This window comes from Phenylobacterium sp. (assembly GCF_036563385.1).
Taxonomy (GTDB): domain Bacteria; phylum Pseudomonadota; class Alphaproteobacteria; order Caulobacterales; family Caulobacteraceae; genus Phenylobacterium.
The window spans coordinates 195,639-212,301 of the sequence record NZ_DATCML010000008.1 but is presented as its reverse complement, the minus strand read 5'-3'; the positions used below and the strand labels follow the sequence as shown (position 1 = coordinate 212,301).

Annotated in this window: 16 protein-coding genes; 6 read left to right on the top strand and 10 right to left on the bottom strand. The window is 73.0% G+C overall.

From position 1 onward, the window contains the following. Positions 1-237: 237 nt before the first annotated feature. The 9 genes from VIL67_RS07730 to mobA form a co-directional block, all read right to left on the bottom strand. A complete protein-coding gene (locus VIL67_RS07730) occupies positions 238-696 on the bottom strand; it encodes a nitrate reductase associated protein (RefSeq protein WP_332048296.1) in 459 nt (152 codons plus the stop codon). Next, entirely contained in the window at positions 693-1,463 is a 771-nt protein-coding gene (gene cobA / locus VIL67_RS07725; protein ID WP_332048295.1) for a uroporphyrinogen-III C-methyltransferase, read from the bottom strand. The genes VIL67_RS07730 and cobA overlap by 4 nt, the downstream gene beginning before the upstream one ends. Beyond that, on the bottom strand, positions 1,453-4,113 hold the full coding sequence (locus VIL67_RS07720) for a nitrate reductase (protein WP_332048294.1): 2,661 nt from the start codon (positions 4,111-4,113) through the stop codon (positions 1,453-1,455). The genes cobA and VIL67_RS07720 overlap by 11 nt, the downstream gene beginning before the upstream one ends. After that, positions 4,110-4,451, bottom strand: a complete 342-nt coding sequence (nirD, locus tag VIL67_RS07715) for a nitrite reductase small subunit NirD (RefSeq protein ID WP_332048293.1) — start codon at positions 4,449-4,451, stop codon at positions 4,110-4,112. Before nirD ends, VIL67_RS07720 begins: the two co-directional genes overlap by 4 nt. Then, positions 4,448-6,895 (bottom strand): nitrite reductase large subunit NirB, encoded by a 2,448-nt coding sequence (nirB, locus tag VIL67_RS07710; RefSeq protein ID WP_332048292.1) that lies wholly within the window; start codon positions 6,893-6,895, stop codon positions 4,448-4,450. Before nirB ends, nirD begins: the two co-directional genes overlap by 4 nt. 23 nt (positions 6,896-6,918) lie before the next feature. Further along, positions 6,919-8,142, bottom strand: coding sequence for a nitrate/nitrite transporter (locus VIL67_RS07705; RefSeq protein ID WP_332048291.1), 1,224 nt, complete (start codon positions 8,140-8,142; stop codon positions 6,919-6,921). A gap of 257 nt (positions 8,143-8,399) precedes the next feature. Further along, complete coding sequence (locus VIL67_RS07700; protein WP_332048290.1) at positions 8,400-9,371, bottom strand: ABC transporter substrate-binding protein; 972 nt, start codon at positions 9,369-9,371, stop codon at positions 8,400-8,402. Beyond that, on the bottom strand, positions 9,368-9,946 hold the full coding sequence (locus VIL67_RS07695) for an ANTAR domain-containing response regulator (protein ID WP_332048289.1): 579 nt from the start codon (positions 9,944-9,946) through the stop codon (positions 9,368-9,370). Before VIL67_RS07695 ends, VIL67_RS07700 begins: the two co-directional genes overlap by 4 nt. Positions 9,947-10,045: 99 nt before the next feature. Continuing rightward, positions 10,046-10,594 carry a molybdenum cofactor guanylyltransferase gene (gene mobA, locus VIL67_RS07690; protein ID WP_332048288.1) on the bottom strand — a complete coding sequence of 183 codons (549 nt, stop codon included), beginning with the start codon at positions 10,592-10,594 and terminating at the stop codon, positions 10,046-10,048. Between the two features lie 499 nt (positions 10,595-11,093). Here mobA and VIL67_RS07685 point away from each other — a divergent pair, with 499 nt between their 5' ends. Continuing rightward, complete coding sequence (locus tag VIL67_RS07685; protein WP_332048287.1) at positions 11,094-11,741, top strand: helix-turn-helix domain-containing protein; 648 nt, start codon at positions 11,094-11,096, stop codon at positions 11,739-11,741. On the opposite strand, the gene VIL67_RS07680 is transcribed toward VIL67_RS07685, so the two are convergent. Next, the gene (locus VIL67_RS07680) at positions 11,738-12,028 is read right to left on the bottom strand and encodes a response regulator transcription factor (protein ID WP_332048286.1); all 291 of its coding nucleotides are present in this window, start codon (positions 12,026-12,028) and stop codon (positions 11,738-11,740) included. The two genes, VIL67_RS07685 and VIL67_RS07680, sit on opposite strands and share 4 nt — an antisense overlap. 291 nt (positions 12,029-12,319) lie before the next feature. Between VIL67_RS07680 and VIL67_RS07675 the strand changes: the two genes are divergently transcribed. From VIL67_RS07675 to VIL67_RS07655, 5 genes are read left to right on the top strand one after another with little or no spacing between them, the layout of a single operon-like run. Continuing rightward, positions 12,320-12,928 carry a lytic transglycosylase domain-containing protein gene (locus VIL67_RS07675; RefSeq protein ID WP_332048285.1) on the top strand — a complete coding sequence of 203 codons (609 nt, stop codon included), beginning with the start codon at positions 12,320-12,322 and terminating at the stop codon, positions 12,926-12,928. After that, the gene (locus VIL67_RS07670; protein WP_332048284.1) at positions 12,925-13,218 is read left to right on the top strand and encodes a TrbC/VirB2 family protein; all 294 of its coding nucleotides are present in this window, start codon (positions 12,925-12,927) and stop codon (positions 13,216-13,218) included. The genes VIL67_RS07675 and VIL67_RS07670 overlap by 4 nt, the downstream gene beginning before the upstream one ends. A 2-nt stretch (positions 13,219-13,220) precedes the next feature. Then, positions 13,221-13,541 carry a VirB3 family type IV secretion system protein gene (locus VIL67_RS07665; RefSeq protein ID WP_332048283.1) on the top strand — a complete coding sequence of 107 codons (321 nt, stop codon included), beginning with the start codon at positions 13,221-13,223 and terminating at the stop codon, positions 13,539-13,541. Further along, positions 13,534-15,915: a VirB4 family type IV secretion/conjugal transfer ATPase gene (locus VIL67_RS07660; protein ID WP_332048282.1), complete on the top strand. Its 2,382-nt coding sequence runs from the start codon at positions 13,534-13,536 to the stop codon at positions 15,913-15,915. Before VIL67_RS07665 ends, VIL67_RS07660 begins: the two co-directional genes overlap by 8 nt. Next, complete coding sequence (locus VIL67_RS07655) at positions 15,912-16,616, top strand: type IV secretion system protein (RefSeq protein WP_332048281.1); 705 nt, start codon at positions 15,912-15,914, stop codon at positions 16,614-16,616. The genes VIL67_RS07660 and VIL67_RS07655 overlap by 4 nt, the downstream gene beginning before the upstream one ends. Positions 16,617-16,663: the final 47 nt, after the last annotated feature.

Genomic DNA, 16,663 nt, shown 5'->3' with positions numbered 1-16,663 from the left:
GAAGGGCCGCCGCCGCACCGCGGCGAGCAAGACGTAGACCGGGCGTGCTGGCGCCGGCGCCCCACGAGTTCGGCCTCCCGGCCACACGCGCGTGAGATCGGCGGCGGCACGAATGCCTGCCACGGCGTCCGCGCACTTCGGCCCCACCGGACTCGAGACGCCGCCCTGGATCAGCGACAGCGGCTGGGCGCGCCTAACTTACTCGGCTGCTGCGGGAGACTGACGGGGGGGGGGGCGCTACAGCAGGCCGAATTCGCGTAGCGCCGGCGCGAAGTTGACGTTGTCGTGGTTGTCGCGGGAGAGCTTGACCAGGGCGAAGCGGCGGAGCTCCGGCAGGCCGGCCCAGGCCGCCGGGGTGGGCGGCCGCAGGCCGAGGCTGGCGGCGTGGCGGAGCACCTGCTCCGGGGGCGCGGGCGCGCGCCAGGACCCGCAGGGCGGCTCCGCCAGGGCGCCGGCCTGCTGGGCGGCGCGGGCGGTGACGAGGTCTTCCAGATGGTCGCGCCAGGCAGCGGCTTCGGCGTCGGTGGCGCAGGGCGCCTGAAGCAGGGCCTGGCGGTCGGCCCGGGTGAAGCGGCTCCACTGGCGGAGGGTGAGCTTGATCCCCACCCGATCCAGCTTGAAGCGGACGGCCATGGGGATGCAGCGCAGGCTGGCGACGAAATCCTGCTCGAAGGCGAAGAGCTCGGCGTGGCTCATGCGCAGACGGCCCGGGGCCCGCTGAGGCGCTGCACGGCGGGCAGGCCGGCGACCTCGCCCACCACGATGAGCACCGGACCGCCCTCGCCCGCCAAGCGGGCCTCGGCTAGCCCGGCGAGGGAGCCCGCAAAGAGCCGCCGCGCCTCAGGCCGCCCGGCCGATTCCACCACGGCCGCCGGCGTGACGGCGGGGCGGCCGGCGGCGATCAGGCGGCGCGCGAGTTCGCCGGCTGCGGCGCCGCCCATGTAGACGCAGAGCGTGGCCTCGGGATCGGCGGCGGTCGCCCAGTCGGCGCTGAGGGTTCCGGCTTCGAGCCGGGCGGTGGTGAAGACCACCCGGCGGGCCTCCCCGCGGTGGGTGAGCGGAAAGCCGAACTGGGCGGCGGCGGCGCAGGCGGCGGTCACGCCGGGGATGACCTCGATCTCGATCCCATGCGCCTGGAGGAAGGCGGCCTCCTCGCCGACCCGGCCGAAGATGGAGGGATCGCCGCCCTTCAGCCGGATGACCTGCAACCCGCGGCGGGCCAGGCGCAGCATCAGGCGGTTGATAGTGGGCTGGGCCATGCTGGTCCGCCCGGCCCGCTTGCCCGTCTGGATCTTCAGGCAGGCCGCGGGCGCGAGCGCCAGGATCTCCTCCGGGACCAGGGCATCGTAGAGCAGGGCCTCGGCGGCCTCGACGGCGCGCAGGGCGCGGAGGGTGAGCAGGTCGGCGGCGCCGGGGCCGGCGCCCACCAGTCGGACACGGCCGGGCTTCATTTCAGGCGGCATGGCGAACCTCACGGGCAGGCGCGTCGGAGAGGAGGCGGGCGATCTCGGGGCGGCAGGACCCGCAGGCGGCGCCGGCCCCCGTCGCCTCGCCGATGGCGTCCACGTCGCCGCAGCCGCCGGCGACGGCGGCCTGGATGCGGGCGCGGCGGATGCCGCGGCAGGCGCAGACCACCGGGCTCTGGTCGACGGCCCGGTCCAGCGGCCGGCCGACCAGCAGGGCCGCACGGTCGGCGGCGCTCAGTTGATCTGCGGCAAACAGCTCGGCCAGCCAGTCGCGGGGCGGCAGCGCGCCGGCGCCGGCGGTGAACAGGACGTGGGTCAGCCGGCCGGCGCGGATGTAGGCCTCCCGCAAAGCGCCGGTGGCGGGGTCTTCGAGCCGCAGGACGTCGCCGGGCGCCTCGCGCAGCAGGTGGCGGCGCAGAGCGTCGCGTTCGAGGGAGTCGCCGCGGCCCGCGATCTCGTGCAACTGGGCATGGCTCTGAGGGATGCGGCGCCAGACGAGGTCGAGCCCGGGCGGCAGGGCAGCCGGGTGGCGGGCGAGGAAGAAGCCCCGCCAGGTCTCCCGATAGGGGCGCACGCGGGCGGGGGTATGCTTGAACTCCGGCTGGCCCGAGCGCGGGTCGACCCTGGGCGCAACCAGCGGATTGGCCCGGCCGGACGGCGCATAGGCCGCGCTCCAGTGCATGGGCAGGAAGACCGAGCCGGGGCGCTGGCGATCCGTGAGGCGTGCGATGGCGACGGACTCGCCGTGGCGCGTCTGCACCCGGGTGAGCCGCCCCTCCGTGATCCCGAGCGGCTCAGCATCGCTGGGGTGGATCTCCACGAACGGTTCGGGGGCGTGGCGGCAAAGATCGGCGGCGAGCCCGGTGCGTGTCAGCGTATGCCAGTGATCGCGAACCCGGCCGGTGTTGAGCGCTAAGGGGAACGCGGGGTCCACGGCTTCGGCAGGGGCCTGCGCTGACACGGGGACCATGCGGGCGCGGCCATCGGGCGTTGGGAAGCGGCCGTCGGCGAACAGGCGCGGCGTGCCGCCGGCGGCGGTCACCGGCCACTGCACCGGCTCCAGGGCGTCATAGCCCTCGGGCGCCAGACCCACCAAGGGACCCAGGTTCAGCAAACGGTCGCGGTTCTCGTAGGCGGTCAGGCGAGCCCACTCGCGAAACACCTGGGCGTTCGAACGCCAGGCGAAGGCCTCGCCAAAGCCCATGGCGGCGGCCACGTCAGCGACGATGCGCCAGTCGGCGCGGGCTTCGCCAGGCGCGGCCAGGACAGCGCGCTGGCGGGAGATCCGGCGCTCGGAGTTGGTGACCGTGCCGTCCTTCTCGCCCCAGGCAAGCGCCGGCAGCTTCACGTGGGCGAAGGCGGCCGTGTCCGTCTCCGCCATGACGTCGGAGACGACCACAAAGGGACAGGCGGCCAGGGCCTCGCGGACCCGGCCGGCGTCGGGCAGGCTGACGGCGGGATTGGTGGCCATCACCCAGAGCGCCTTGATGCGGCCGTCGCGCACGGCCTCGAACATCTCCACGGCCTTGAGACCGGGCCGCGGCGCGATGGCGGGCGCGCCCCAGAACCGCTGGACCCGCGCCAGGCTTTTCGGATCGAAATCCATGTGGGCGGCGAGCGTCGTGGCCATGCCGCCCGTCTCGCGGCCGCCCATGGCGTTGGGCTGGCCGGTGATCGAGAACGGGCAGGCGCCCGGCTTGCCGATCCGTCCGGTGGCGAGGTGAGCGTTGAGTATGGCGAGCCCCTTCCCCACCCCTTGCGCGGACTGGTTGGCGCCCATGGAGAACAGGCTGACGGTGCGCGGCGTCTCGGCGAACCAGCCGTAGAAGCGCTCCAGGTCCTGGGCGGGGACCCCGCAGTCGGCCGCCACGGCGAACACCGACTGGTCGGCGCGGGCAAGCTCGGCCTCCACTTCGGCGAAGCCGGAGACATGGGCGGCCACGTAGGCGCGGTCGACCGCGCCGCGCCGGAGGAGGTCGGCGAGCAGCCCGTTCCACAGCCGCACGTCGCTTTGCGGCGCCAGGGCGAGGTGCACGTCCGCGCCCTCAGCGGTGTCCGTGCGGCGGGGGTCGATGACCACATGCCGCTGGCCGCGAGCGCGGGCGGCCTCCATGCGGCGGAAGAGGACCGGGTGGGTCCAGGCGGCGTTGTGGCCGGAGAACACCACCAGGTCGGCGAGATCGAGGTCCTCGTAGCAGCCGGGCACGAGGTCGGCGCCGAAGGCGAGCTTGTGGGCCACCACAGCGGAGGCCATGCAGAGCCGGGAGTTGGTGTCGATGTTCGCCGAGCCGATGAAGCCCTTCATCAGCTTGTTGGCGGCGTAGTAGTCCTCGGTGAGCAGCTGGCCCGAGACGTAGAAGGCGACGCTGTCTGGGCCGTGGCGGGCGATGGTCTCGCGGAAGCGGCGGGCCACCAGGGCCGTGGCTTCGCTCCAGGCGGCCCGGCGCTGGCCGATCATCGGGTGCAGCAACCGGCCGTCGAGCCCGACCGTGGCGCCGAGCGCCGCGCCCTTGGAGCAGAGCCGGCCGTGGTTCGCGGGATGGGCCGGGTCGCCGGCGACCTGCAGCGCCCGCCCCTCCCCGGCCTCGGCGGATATCCCGCAGCCGACGCCGCAGTAGGCGCAGGTGGTGCGGACGGCCGCCGTCATCCGGTGCGGCCCAGCAGCAGACGCCCGTCCTCGACGCGCAGCGGGATCACCGGGGCGCAGCCCTTGCCGCGGTCGGCGCCGAGCGGCTCGCCGGTGGCCAGGTCGATGGACCAGTTGTGCAGCGGGCAGGCCACGGCGCGGCCGTGGACGATCCCCTGGCTGAGCGGCCCGCCCTTGTGCGGGCAGGCGTCGCGCAGGGCGAAGACCTCGCCGTCGCCGGTGCGGAAGATGGCGATGTCGCCGGCGGGCGTGGGCACCCGGCGGGCGCCGCGCACCGGGATGTCCGTGACGGCGCCGACGTCGATCCAGGCCATGGGGTCTTTGACGAGGGCGTTCATGCGAACTCCATGCGGCGGGAGAGCGGGTTGAATTCGGCGGCGTCGCGGCCGGCCACCCGTTCGGCCCAGGGATCGATGCGCGAGAAGCGCTGCGAGTAGGCGAAGCGGTCGAAGAGGGCGCGACGCTGGTCGGGGGCCTCGACGGCGGCCTTGATGCTGTCGAGGCCGACGCGGGCCACCCACTTGTAGATGCGCTCGAGGTACCAGCCCTGCTCGCGGTAGAGCTGGGTGGCGGCGCAGATGGTCCACAGCGCCTCCTGCTCGGTGGCGACCTTGGTGAGCAGTTGGGTTCCCTGGATGTGCAGGCCGGCCGCGCCGCCGATGTGGATCTCGTAGCCGCTGTCGACGCAGACGACGCCGATGTCCTTGCAGGTGGCCTCGGCGCAGTTTCGCGGGCAGCCGGAGACGGCGAGCTTCAGCTTGGCCGGCGTCCAGGAACCCCACATGAACTTCTCCAGCCGCACGCCGAGACCGGTGGAGTCCTGGGTGCCGAACCGGCACCACTCGGAGCCGACGCAGGTCTTCACGGTGCGCAGGCCCTTGGCGTAGGCGTGGCCCGAAACCATCCCGGCGCGGTTCAGGTCGGCCCAGACGGCCGGCAGGTCGTCCTTCTTCACGCCCAGCAGGTCGATGCGCTGGCCGCCGGTGACCTTGACCGTGGGGATGTCGAACTTGTCGACCACCTCGGCGATGGCCCGAAGCTCGTCGGCGCTGGTCAGGCCGCCCCACATCCGCGGCACGACCGAATAGGTGCCGTCCTTCTGGATGTTCGCGTGGACCCGCTCGTTGATGAACCGCGACTGCCGGTCGTCGCGGTAGTCGCCGGGCCAGGCGCAGAGCAGGTAGTAGTTCAGCGCCGGCCGGCAGGCGGCGCAGCCGTCGGGCGTGGTCCACTCCAGCGCCTGCATGACCGCGGGCATGGACTTCAGGCTTTCGGCGACGATCCGGCGGCGCACCTCGTCGTGCCCGTGGGGCGTACAGCCGCAGACCGGCTTGGGGCCGGTCTGGACCTCGAAGGCGTCGCCCAGGGTGAACTTCAGGATCTTCTCGACGAGCGGCGTGCACGAGCCGCAGGAAGCCGACGCCTTGGTCACGGCGCGGACGCTCTCCAGGGTGTTCAGCCCCTGGTCAGCGATGGCCGTTGTGATGGTCCCCTTGCAGACGCCGTTGCAGCCGCACACCTCGGCCTCGTCGGCCATGGCCGCAACGGCGGCGCTAGGGTCGAGCCCCCGAAGGCCCTCCGTCACCGCCTGGCCGAACACCAGGGTGTCGCGCAGCTCGCTGACGTCGGCGCCCGAGCGCATGAGGTCGAAGTACCAGCCGCCATCGCCGGCGTCGCCGAACAGGACGGCGCCGGCGAGGCGCCCCTCCTCCAGCACGATCCGCTTGTAGACGCCGCGGCCGGCGTCGCGGAACACGATGTCCTCGCAGCCGGGGCCGCCGGCGTGCTTGCCGGCCGAGAAGACGTCCACGCCGGAGACTTTCAGCCGGGTGGAGAGCGCAACGCCCTGGAAGGTGGTCAGCCCGTCGGTGAGGGTGTCGGCGAGCGCGCGGCACATGTCCCAGATCGGGGCCACCAGGCCGTAGCACTGGCCGCGGTGCTCGACGCACTCCCCGACGGCGAGCACCGCCGGGTCGGAGGTAGTGAGCGTGTCGTCGACAAGGACGCCGCGCCCGACCCCCAGGCCGGCCGCGCGGGCGAGCGCGGCGTTCGGGCGGATGCCGACGGCCATCACCAGCAGGTCGCAGGGGAGCACCCGGCCGCCCTTGAGGCGCAGGCCGGCCACGCGCCCCTCCTGGCCGACGATCTCCTCGGACTGGGCCTCCAGCACCGTCTCGACGCCGCGCGCCGCCAGGGCCTCGGTCAGCAGGAAGCCGGCCGAGGCGTCGAGCTGGCGCTCCATGAGCACGTCCATCAGGTGGACGACGGTGGCCGCCATGCCGCGGCGGGCGAGGCCGTAGGCGGCCTCGATGCCGAGGAGACCGCCGCCGATCACCACCGCCCTGGCCCCGGGCTTGGCGGCGGCGATCATCGCCTCCACGTCGTCCAGGTCGCGGAAGGTGACGACGCCGGCGAGGTCCGCCCCCGGCAGGGGCAGGCGCACGGGGTCGGAGCCGGTGGCCAGGATCAGCCGGTCGTAGCCGACCTCCAGCCCGCCCTCGGCGCTGACGGTGCGGCGCTCGCGGTCGATGCCGGTCACCGCGCGGCCGGCGTGCAGGACGATGCCGTTGTCGCGGTACCAGGCCTCGTCGTTGATCACGATGTCGGCGAAGGCCTTCTCCCCCGCCAGCACCGGCGACAGCATGATGCGGTCGTAGTTCACCCGGGGCTCGGCCCCGAAGATGGTGATCTCGTACCGGTCGGGATCGCGCCGAAGCACCTCCTGCACCGCCCGGCAGCCGGCCATGCCGTTGCCGATGACGACCAGTCGTTCCTTGGCCATGGGACTTGCTCCTGGAGGGCGGGTCAGAGGCGCAGGGCGGCGGCGCCGGCGCCGGCGAGCTCGGGCCAGGTCCGGCGCCAGCGGGCCTTCACCCCGTTCAGGCCGAGCAGGGCGACCAGGGCCAGGGCGGCGAAGGCGAGCAGGCCGGCCTGGTAGGCGCCGGTGGCCTGCTTGGCCCAGCCGAGGCTTGAGGCGAGATAGAAGCCGCCGACCCCGCCGGTCATGCCGACCAGGCCGGTGACCACGCCGATCTCGCGACCGAACCGCTGGGGGGCCAGCTGGAAGACCGCGCCGTTGCCGGCGCCCAGGGCCATCATGGCGAACATCAGCAGCGCCAGGGCCAGCCAGGGGCTGGGCTGCTGGAAGCTGGCGAGCGCCAGGCCCAGGGCGGCCAGGACGTAGACGACGGACAGGGTGCGCACGCCGCCGAAGCGGTCGGCCAGCGCCCCGCCGACCGGCCGCAGGAAGGAGCCCGCGAAGACGCAGGCGGCCGTGAAGAAGCCAGCGGTCACCGCCGGCAGGCCATACTCGGCGTTGAAGTAGATGGTCAGGGAGGACGAGAGGCCGACGAAGCCGCCGAAGGTGACGCTGTAGAGGCCCATCAGCCACCAGGCGTCGCGCACCTTCAGGACGTCGAGGTATTCGGCGAGCTTCTTGGGCGGGGGCCGGTTCGGCGCGTCCTTGGCGAAGATCAGATAGATCGCGAAGGCGCAGGCCAGCGGCAGGACGGCGAGGCCGATGACGTTCTGCCAGCCGTACGCCTGGGCGAGGCCGGGCGCGAACAGGGCGGCGAGCGCGGTGCCCGAGTTGCCGGCCCCGGCGATGCCCAGGGCCAGGCCCTGGTGCTGCGGCGGATACCAGCGCGACGCCAGCGGCAGGGCGACGGCGAAGGAGGCGCCGGCGACGCCCAGCACGACGCCCAGCAGCAGCACCTGGCTGTAGCCGTGGACGCCCAGGAACCAGGCGGCGGCGAGGCCGGCCATCACGGTGAGCTGCCCGAGGATGCCGGTCCGCTTGGGCCCGATGTGGTCCACCAGAACGCCCGCCACCAAGCGCAGCAGGGCGCCGGAGAGCACCGGGATGGCGACCATCAGGCCTTTCTCGGCCGGCGTCAGGCCGAGGTCCTTGGCGATGGCGACGCCGAGCGGGCCCAGGATCACCCAGACCATGAAGCTGAGGTCGAAATAGAGGAAGGCGGACAGCAGGGTGGGCATGTGCCCAGCCCGCAGGAAGGCGCGGCTGACCATGGGAAGGCCCTCGGGAGGGGTTGGGTGCTGGCGTCGTCGCCGGGTTCGGGCGGCTCGCCATTGAGCCTTCAAGATGCTCCGGACGCCGTTGCCGGGAGCGAGGTCAGGATGCCCCGGACCGCCGGGGAGTCACGCGGCCGGCAAGCTGCGCCGCAGCATCTTCCTGCTGCAGCGCGGAAAGTGGGCGCCGCGGGCGGCCCGGGCGCCTGGAAAATGAGCTAGGCGGCCGCGCGCAGGCCGGGCGGCGGGACCTCGGCTCAGCCGTGCGCCGCCGCGGCGGCGTGGAGGTCGGCGCGGTAGACCCGGCGGGCGGCCTGGGCGACGTCCAGGTCGGCGGGGGCGTGACCCCAGCGCTGCATCTGGCGGAGCAGCCATTCGGCGTCCGCAGGGTCGGGCCGCGCTGCGCGACCGGAAAACCGCATGCCCGCCAGGCCGGCGGCGATCACTGGGGCGGGCGCGCCCACATGCTCCTCGCGCGCCAGCAGGGCGGCGAGCGCGTGGCGGTTCTCCGCCTGATCGGCCCAGGCCGCGGCGCGGGCCAGCGCGCGCAGCAGGGCCTGCAGCCGCCCGGGGTGGGCCTCGGCCCAGGCCTCCCGCACCGCCAGCACCTTGTCGGGGGCCTCGGCGGACCGCAGCACCACCCGGCCCGCGCCGGCCGCCTCGGCGGCCGAGTTCCACGGCTCGCCGGCGGCGAACCCCTCGACCACGGCTCGGGCGAGCAGCTCGTTCATTCGGGACGGCGCAGCGACGGTAAGGCGCAGGTCGCGATCCGGCTCGAGGCCAGCGGCCGCCAGCCAGTCGCGCAGCAGGTAGTTGTGGGTCGAATAGGGAAAGACCACCGCCAGGGTCAGGGGGCTCGCGCCTGCCGCGCGGCGCCGCGCGACCAGGCGGCCCAGGGCGGCGGCGTCGGGCTGCGGGCCAAGGGCGTCGACGAGCCGGGCGGACAGGGTGACGCCGGGCCCGCCGCGGTTCAGGGCGAGCGGCGCCACGAGCGGGGCGGTGTGGCCGCCGCCGAGGCCGAGGGCCGCGGCCAGGGCGGCGGGGCCGAGCATCTGGGCGCCGTCGATGACGCCGAGGGCGAGCTTGTCGCGCAAGGTGGCCCAGGAGACCTGCCGCTCCAGCTCTACGGCCAGCCCCTCGGCGGCGAAGCAGCCGCGCGCCTGGGCGACGATCAGAGGCGCGGCGTCGTTCAGCGGCACGAAGCCCAGGCGGATCGGCGCGGCGGTCATCTGCCGTCCTCCTTCAGCGCGCCAGCCAGGGCCAGCAGGTCGGCCGCGACCACGGCCATGGCGCGGTGGGTTTCCATGGAGAGCCGGCGCAGGAGCGCGTAGGCGGCGGGCTCGTCGAGGCCGCGCTGCTGCATGATCAGCGCCTTGGCCCGTTCGATGGTCTTGCGCGAGGCGAGGTCGGCCTTGGCCTTGGCCAGCTCGTCGCGCAGCTGGGACATCAGCTGGAAGCGGGTCATGGCGACCTCGAGCACGTCGCGGACGCGGGCCTTGGAGAGGCCGTCCACCACATAGGCTGACACCCCGGCCCTCAGCGCGGCCTCGCCGAAGCCGGGCTCGGAGCGATCGACGAACATCACCACCGGCCGCGGGTTCGCCTCGGTCACGTCGCGCAGGCTGTCAATGACATCGCGGTCGGGGCTGTCCAGGGCGACGACGATGACGTCGGGCTCGAAGGCGGCGGCCTCGTCGCCGTGGAAGACGCTGGCGCGCCGGACCTCCAGCGGCTCCACGCCGGCCAGGCCCTCGGCCACGAGGGCGGCGCGCGCGGCATCGGGATCGACGATCAGGACACGCATGTCAGGCGACTTAAGCCGCGCCTCGGGTTGCGCCGCAGCCGGCGCAGCCCCGCAGGTCCCCGCCCCGCCCGATCGCCTTCGGAAGCGGCGCCCGGCGCCCTATTCCTCGGCAGGTCCGCGGGCCAGGAAGGCCGCCAGCAGGGCCTCGCGCTCGGCCGGCGTGTTGGCGCCGCGGAGCCTGGGGATGGCGTCGGCGGCGGCTTCGAGCAGCCGCACGCCCGCCTCCGTGAGCAGGCGCGCCATGGACCAGCCGCGGCCGGCCAATGGCGGCAGATGCGCGAGGTCCAGCACCAGCGGCAGGTGCAGGCCGGCGTAGGCCGCGCCCGGCGGCGGCGTCTCCAGCAGCGGCGCGAGGTCGGAGGCCAGCAAGGTGGGCGCGTCCACCGCCAGCACCAGGGCGCGGCCGCAGCCCGCCGCCCGCAGGGCCGCAGAGCCGGCCATTACGCCGGCGACGGGACCTCCGCCAGCTTCATCCACCGCCGGCAGACCGAGGTCCGAGGCGCCGACGCTCAGCACCGGCCGCGCGCCGACTTCACGCGCCCGCAGGGCGACCAGGTCGACGGAGCGCAGGCCGCCCCAGGCGAGGCGCGCCTTGTCCTCCCCCATCCGCGACGAGGCCCCTCCCGTCAGGATCAGCGCGCCCAACACGTCCCGGCCCTCCTGTGGTGGAGCGGAGATACCCTTTCGGCGGGTGGAGCCATTAGACGAGAACAGCCCCGGAGGCGGTCGCCTCCGAGGCTGCTGGTTTACCGGGCTGTGGGCCTCGTCAGGCGCCGAAGATCCAGCCATCCGGAAGGGTCGAGAGCTGGACGCCCGCAAGGACCAGGCGAGCCCCGCCCTGCACCTCGACCACCCGTGTCGCCGCCGACAAGGGGGACGCTCTGACGGACGATACCGGAAAGCAGGATCACCGGGTCGCCGTTGGACAATGAAGTCCGACACCCGGTGGACCACCGGCGTGGGCGGGTTGGCCAAAGCCGAAGGACGCCCGGGCGGTCTGGGAGCAGTGCGCCGATACGGAGCAGGGCTCCATTAGGGCCGCAAGTGGCCCCGAACCGACATCAGCCGAGCGGCCGAAGCCTGACCCGGCCCGCGGAATCGGACAAGGATCGCGGCGCCTCCGCGGTGGGCAAGGCCCAGCGCGGACATGCGCCATCCCCCCCGCATCGTAGCCACTGGCAAGATCCCGATAGAGCTGCAGCCACGGTCGCGGATCGGCAACCCGATCTTCAGCGGCGCATCTGCACCTTGCTTTACTAAACCTGTGGATGGTGTACTGACGATCCAACCAGTTCAGGTTGCTGCTCGATTCATGGATGGTTCCCCGCTCCAGGACGCGACGGGCCGGACAGCGACCCTTCCGCTGGTGCTGCGCGCGATCCGACGGCGCCGCGGTCTCCGCTCCGCCGAAGTCGCCAAGGCCATGGGCTTGCCCCTGCGAACCTTCCAGCACTTCGAGTCTGGCCGAGGCGGGATCGACATAGACCGCATTCACCGGTTCGCCGAGGTGACCGACGCAGACGGCTATGCGATCATGCTGGCGCTCGATATCGGCTCACCGGACTTTGCGATCCACTGCCTCGACAACAAGGCCGCCACGGTGATGCTCGTGGCGCTGCAGCGCTTCGACCGCGGCGCCGGGGCCAACATCGCGAAGCTGGACCCGAGAAGCATCATCGCCATCTTCGATCGGGCGTTCGACGATCTCACAGCCAAGGCGCGCGAGCACGAGGTGGTGCTCGAGAGTTGGATGACGGACACGTCCTTCACCCGCGCCTACGCGCCACCGGATTAGGCTGGAGCCGGCTGCGGCGGCGCACGTCGCACCAGGTACCCGAGGTCCTGGGCCTTGAGAACCGCCTGCAGGCGGGTGCGCACGTCGAGCCGCGCGTAGATCCTGCGCAGATGACCGTCCACCGAGCGACCTGAGATCCCGAGGATCATGCCGATCTCCCACGCACTCTTGCCCTCGGTCACCCAGGTGAGGATTTCCACCTGGCGCGAGGTCAGGAGCGACCGCCGGTCTGCGGGCGCTGCGGCGAGCATCGGCAGGTAAGAGGGCGACGGATTGCCGGACAACATTCTGCTCCTCCAATTCAGGTCAAGCGAACCGCCTGACGACGCCATTATGAATATTTGTCCGCTTATTACGTTCCGACTAACATCTCCACGGCTCACCCTGTGTATTCATACGCCACCACGCCAAATCACTGCGGCATGCGCGCAACCATATTGCGCCACTCGCAATCCACATAAACTCATCGATGACTTGCTCTAAAGGCGCTAACGCAGCAACACACTAGCACCTGACGCGGCCCTACGCCTCGCCCGGGATCGAAGGCACGGGCAGTCTCCCCATGGACAGGAGACCCCATGCCACTCGACCCCGCCGCCTTCCTCGAACTCGCTGCAAGCTGCGCCCCCGGCGTCGCACCTGCCACGCTCATGGCGGTGGCGCGTGTGGAGAGCGGCCTCGATCCGCTGGCGATCGGCGTCAACGGCGGCGGACGGCGCCCTGCTCCAAGGACCCCCGAAGAGGCGGTCGCGGCCGCTCGCCGGCTGATCGCCGCCCGGCGCGACATCGACCTTGGCCTCGGTCAGATCAATGTCCGCAACCTGGGCTGGCTCGGCCTCACCCTTGCCGAAGCCTTCGACCCCTGCCGCAACCTCTCCGCCGCGGCCCGGGTGCTGGCGGACGGCTACCGGCGGGCGGCTCGCCGCCACACACATGAGCCGCTGCGGATGTCTGCTGCGCTCTCCTACTACAACACGGGCCATCCTCGCCGCGGGCTCGCGAACGGCTATGTGGCGAAGGTCCTGGCGGCGGCCGCAGAGACGGACCTTCCCCCAGCGCGCCTTCAGATCACGGTCTCCAGCGCGCCCGACCCCCCGCCCTGGGACGTGTTCGGCCAAGCCCGTCGGCGTGAGGCCGCATCTTTGCAACGCCCCTCCCCCGCTCCCTCTCCCGGAGACCAGTCTTGAGCCTCCTCCGCACCCTGGCGTTCGCCGTCGCGGCGGCCCTGACCGCCACGCCCGCGCTCGCCCAGTCCGGCGCCGTCGGCGGCGACCTGGCCGGCTTCATCGAGAACATCATCGAGCTGCTCAATAGCGGCGTGGTCCGCGGACTGGCTGTGATTGCGGTGATCCTCACCGGCATAGCGTGGATGTTCGGGCACCTGGACCTCAGGCGCGCCGGCACCGTGGTCGTCGGGATCATCGTCATCTTCGGCGCCTCCACCATCGTCGACATGATCACCGGCGGGGCTGGCTGACCATGTTCGACGCCAAGCCCCTCACGGAGGACATCCTGTTCCTCGCCTGCACGCGCCCCGCCCTGGTGCTCGGCGTGCCCATGGAGGCCATGGGACTGAACCTCATGGCCTCCTCCGTCGCCTTCCTGGCCGGCGGCTCGCTCCTCTACCTGCTCTGTGCGCCGGCCCTGCACCTGGTCTTTCGCGCCGTCTGCAGGGCCGACCCCAACGCCTTCCGCGTCCTCTGGCTCTGGCTGGAGACCCGCGGCCGCGCCCGCAACGCCGCCCTGTGGGGCGGCGGTTCGCCCACGCCCCTCGTGCTCCGGAGACCCCGCCATGGGTAGCCTCGCCCGCGGCCTGCCCGCCGCCGCCCTCCTTCGCGAGACCGCGCCCGAGCCGCGGCTGCCCTACGCGCGTCACGTGACCCCGCAGGTCCTGGCGCTCGACAGCGGCGCCCTGATGATCAGCTTCCGGCTGGACGGGGCGAGCTTCGAGACGGCGGACCCGGACGAGATCAACGGCTGGCACGAGCGCCTGAACGGCGCCTGGCGAAACCTCGCGTCGGAGCGTCTCGCCGTGTGGCACCACCTTGTGCGCCGTCCGGCCGACCCGCCCCCAGCTGGCGCCTTCCGATCCGAATTCGCACGCAACCTCGACGCGGCCCATCGCGCGCGGCTGGGGCGGCGCCAGCTCTTCGTCAACGAGCTCTACCTGACCCTCGTGCGCCATCCCGGCCGCGAGGCGGCCGAGCGAACCCAGGCGTGGGTCGAGCGGCTGATCGGGGCGTCCAATTTCCACCTGGCCGAGGCGGACGGCCTGCGGCTCCTCCAGGAGGCCGGCCGGGACCTGGTGCAGCACCTCGCCCGCTACGGTCCGCGGCCGCTCGGCGTGTACGAACGGCAGGGTCTCGCCTTCTCCGAGCCGCTGGAGATGCTGCGCCTGCTGCTCACCGGCCGCTGCGAACGGGTGCCGCTCGTGCGCGGACATCTGGGGGGCGCCGCCTACGCCGCGCGGCTGATCTTCGGGCGCGAGGCGGTGGAAATCCGCAACGTGGGCAGCACCCGCTTCGCCGCCATGCTGGGCGTGAAGGAGTACCCGGCCGCCACCCGCCCGGGTCTCTGGGACGGGCTGTTGTCGGCCCCGTTTCCGCTGGTCGCCGCCCAGTCCTTCACCTTCCTGTCGAAGGCGGCGTCTCGGGCGGTGCTCACCCGCAAGCAGAACCAGCTGCTGTCGGCCCAGGACCGCGCGGCCTCCCAGGTGGAGGGCCTCGACACCGCGCTCGACGACCTGCTCTGCAACCGCTTCGTTCTGGGCGACCACCAGGCCTCGGTGCTCGTCTACGGCGACACCGCCCGCGAGCTCGCCGCCCATACGTCGCGAGCGCGGGCGATCCTCGCGGACTCCGGGCTGGTGGCGGCGCGCGAGGACCTGGGCCTCGAGGCCGGGTTCTGGGCGCAGTTCCCGGGCAATTTCGCCCTGCGCCTGCGGCCTGCGACGATCACCAGCCGCAACTTCGCCGCGCTCGCCCCCTTCCACACCCACCCGTGCGGCCGCCCCGAGGGGAACCACTGGGGCGAGGCCGCCGCGGTGCTTCGCACCACCGCCGCCTCGCCGTACCACTTCAGCTTCCACGTGGGCGACGTCGGCCACACCTTCGTCTGCGGCCCGTCCGGCTCCGGCAAGACGGTGGTCCAGAACTTCATGCTGGCCGCCCTCGAGAAGTTCGACGCCCGCCAGGTGTTCATCGACAAGGATCGAGGCTCGGAGATCTTCGTCCGCGCCTGCGGCGGCCGCTACGCCGCGCTCCGCCCAGGCGCGCCGACCGGCTTCGCGCCCCTCAAGGCCCTGGCCGACACGCCGCCCGACCGGGCCTTCCTGACCGCCCTCGTGGCCCAGCTCACCCGCGCGCCGGATCGGCCGGCCAGCGCCGCCGAAGCCCTGGCCATCGACCGGGCGGTCGAGGCCGTGATGCGGCTCCCGGCGCAGGCGCGCTCGCTCGGCGCCCTGCGCGCCCTCCTCGGCCAGAGCGACGCCGCAGGCCTTGGGGCGCGGCTGGAGCGCTGGTGCGCCGGCGAGGCGCTCGGCTGGGCGCTCGACGGGCCCGCGGATGCCCTCGCCTTCGACGCCCGGTTCGTGGGGTTCGACATGACCCATGTGCTGGACGCCCCCGAGGTCCGCACGCCGCTGATGATGTACCTGCTCCATCGTATCCAGGGGCTGGTGGACGGGCGGCGGCTGGTGCTCGACATCGACGAGTTCTGGAAGGCGCTAAGCGACGACGCCTTCCGCGCTCTGGCCGAGGACGGGCTGAAGACCTACCGCAAGCAGAACGCCTTTCTGGTGCTGGGCACCCAGTCCCCGGCCGACGTCCTGCGATCGCCGATCGCCCACACCATCGTCGAGCAGTGCGCCACCAAGATCTTCCTCCCGAACCCGCAGGCCAACCCCCGCGACTATCGGGAGGGCTTCGGCCTCACCGCACGCGAGTTCGCCCTCGTCCGGGATGAACTCGATCCGGCGCAGCACCGCTTCCTGGTCAAGCAGGGCCTGAATTCCGTGGTCGCCGAGCTCGACCTCAGCGGACTCGACGACGAGCTCGCCGTCCTCTCCGGGCGCACGGAGACCGTGGACCTGCTGGACGCCGTCCGCGCCCGGCACGGGGACGTCCCCTGCCACTGGCTGCCCGCCTTCCACCGCGCCCGCAGGAGCCTGCCGTGAGTTTCCGTCGCGCCCTCATGCTGGCCGCGGCCTTCCTCGCGGCGGCCCAGCCCGCCCGCGCGCAGTGGATCGTCCATGACCCGACGAGCTACGCGAGCCTCATCCGCCAGGCGCAGACCGCGCTCGAGCAGCTCCAGCAGCTGAAGGCCCAGGTGGAGGAGGCGCGCCGGCTCTACGAGGGCTTCGCCAACGCCTCCGGCGCGGGGGCCTACGCCCCATCCCTTCATGCGACAGGCCTGCGCGCCTTCCTGCCGCGCCTGGCGGACTGGCGGTCGGCGGCCGACGGCGACCTGGAGGCCCTGGGCGACATCGGCCGGCGGGCCCGCGAGATCCGCGAAGCCGGTCGGCTCCACCAGGCGCCTGCCGGCGACCCGGCCGGCCAGGACCTCGAGCGCGCCGGCGACCGTGCCGCCCGCGACGCCGCGCTCGGCGAAGCCGCCGCCCAGGCCGGCGCGCAGCGCCTGCAGGGCCTTGCGGAGCTCGGCGCGCGGCTGGACCAGGCCGGCAGCGCACGCGCGGTCATGGACCTGCAGGCCCGCCTCGCCGCCGAACAGGCCATGGCCGTCAACGACCAGATGCGGCTGCAGGGCCTCGCCATGGCCCAGGCCGCGGAGGAACGCCTGCGGGCGCAGCGCGATCGTGAGCGCGCGAAGGCGGCCGCGGAAGCCCGCCTGGTGGCGCTCCGGAGCGGCTTCCGATGACCGGCGGACATCGCCTGCTGCTGCTCGCGCCGCTCGCGCTCGCCGCC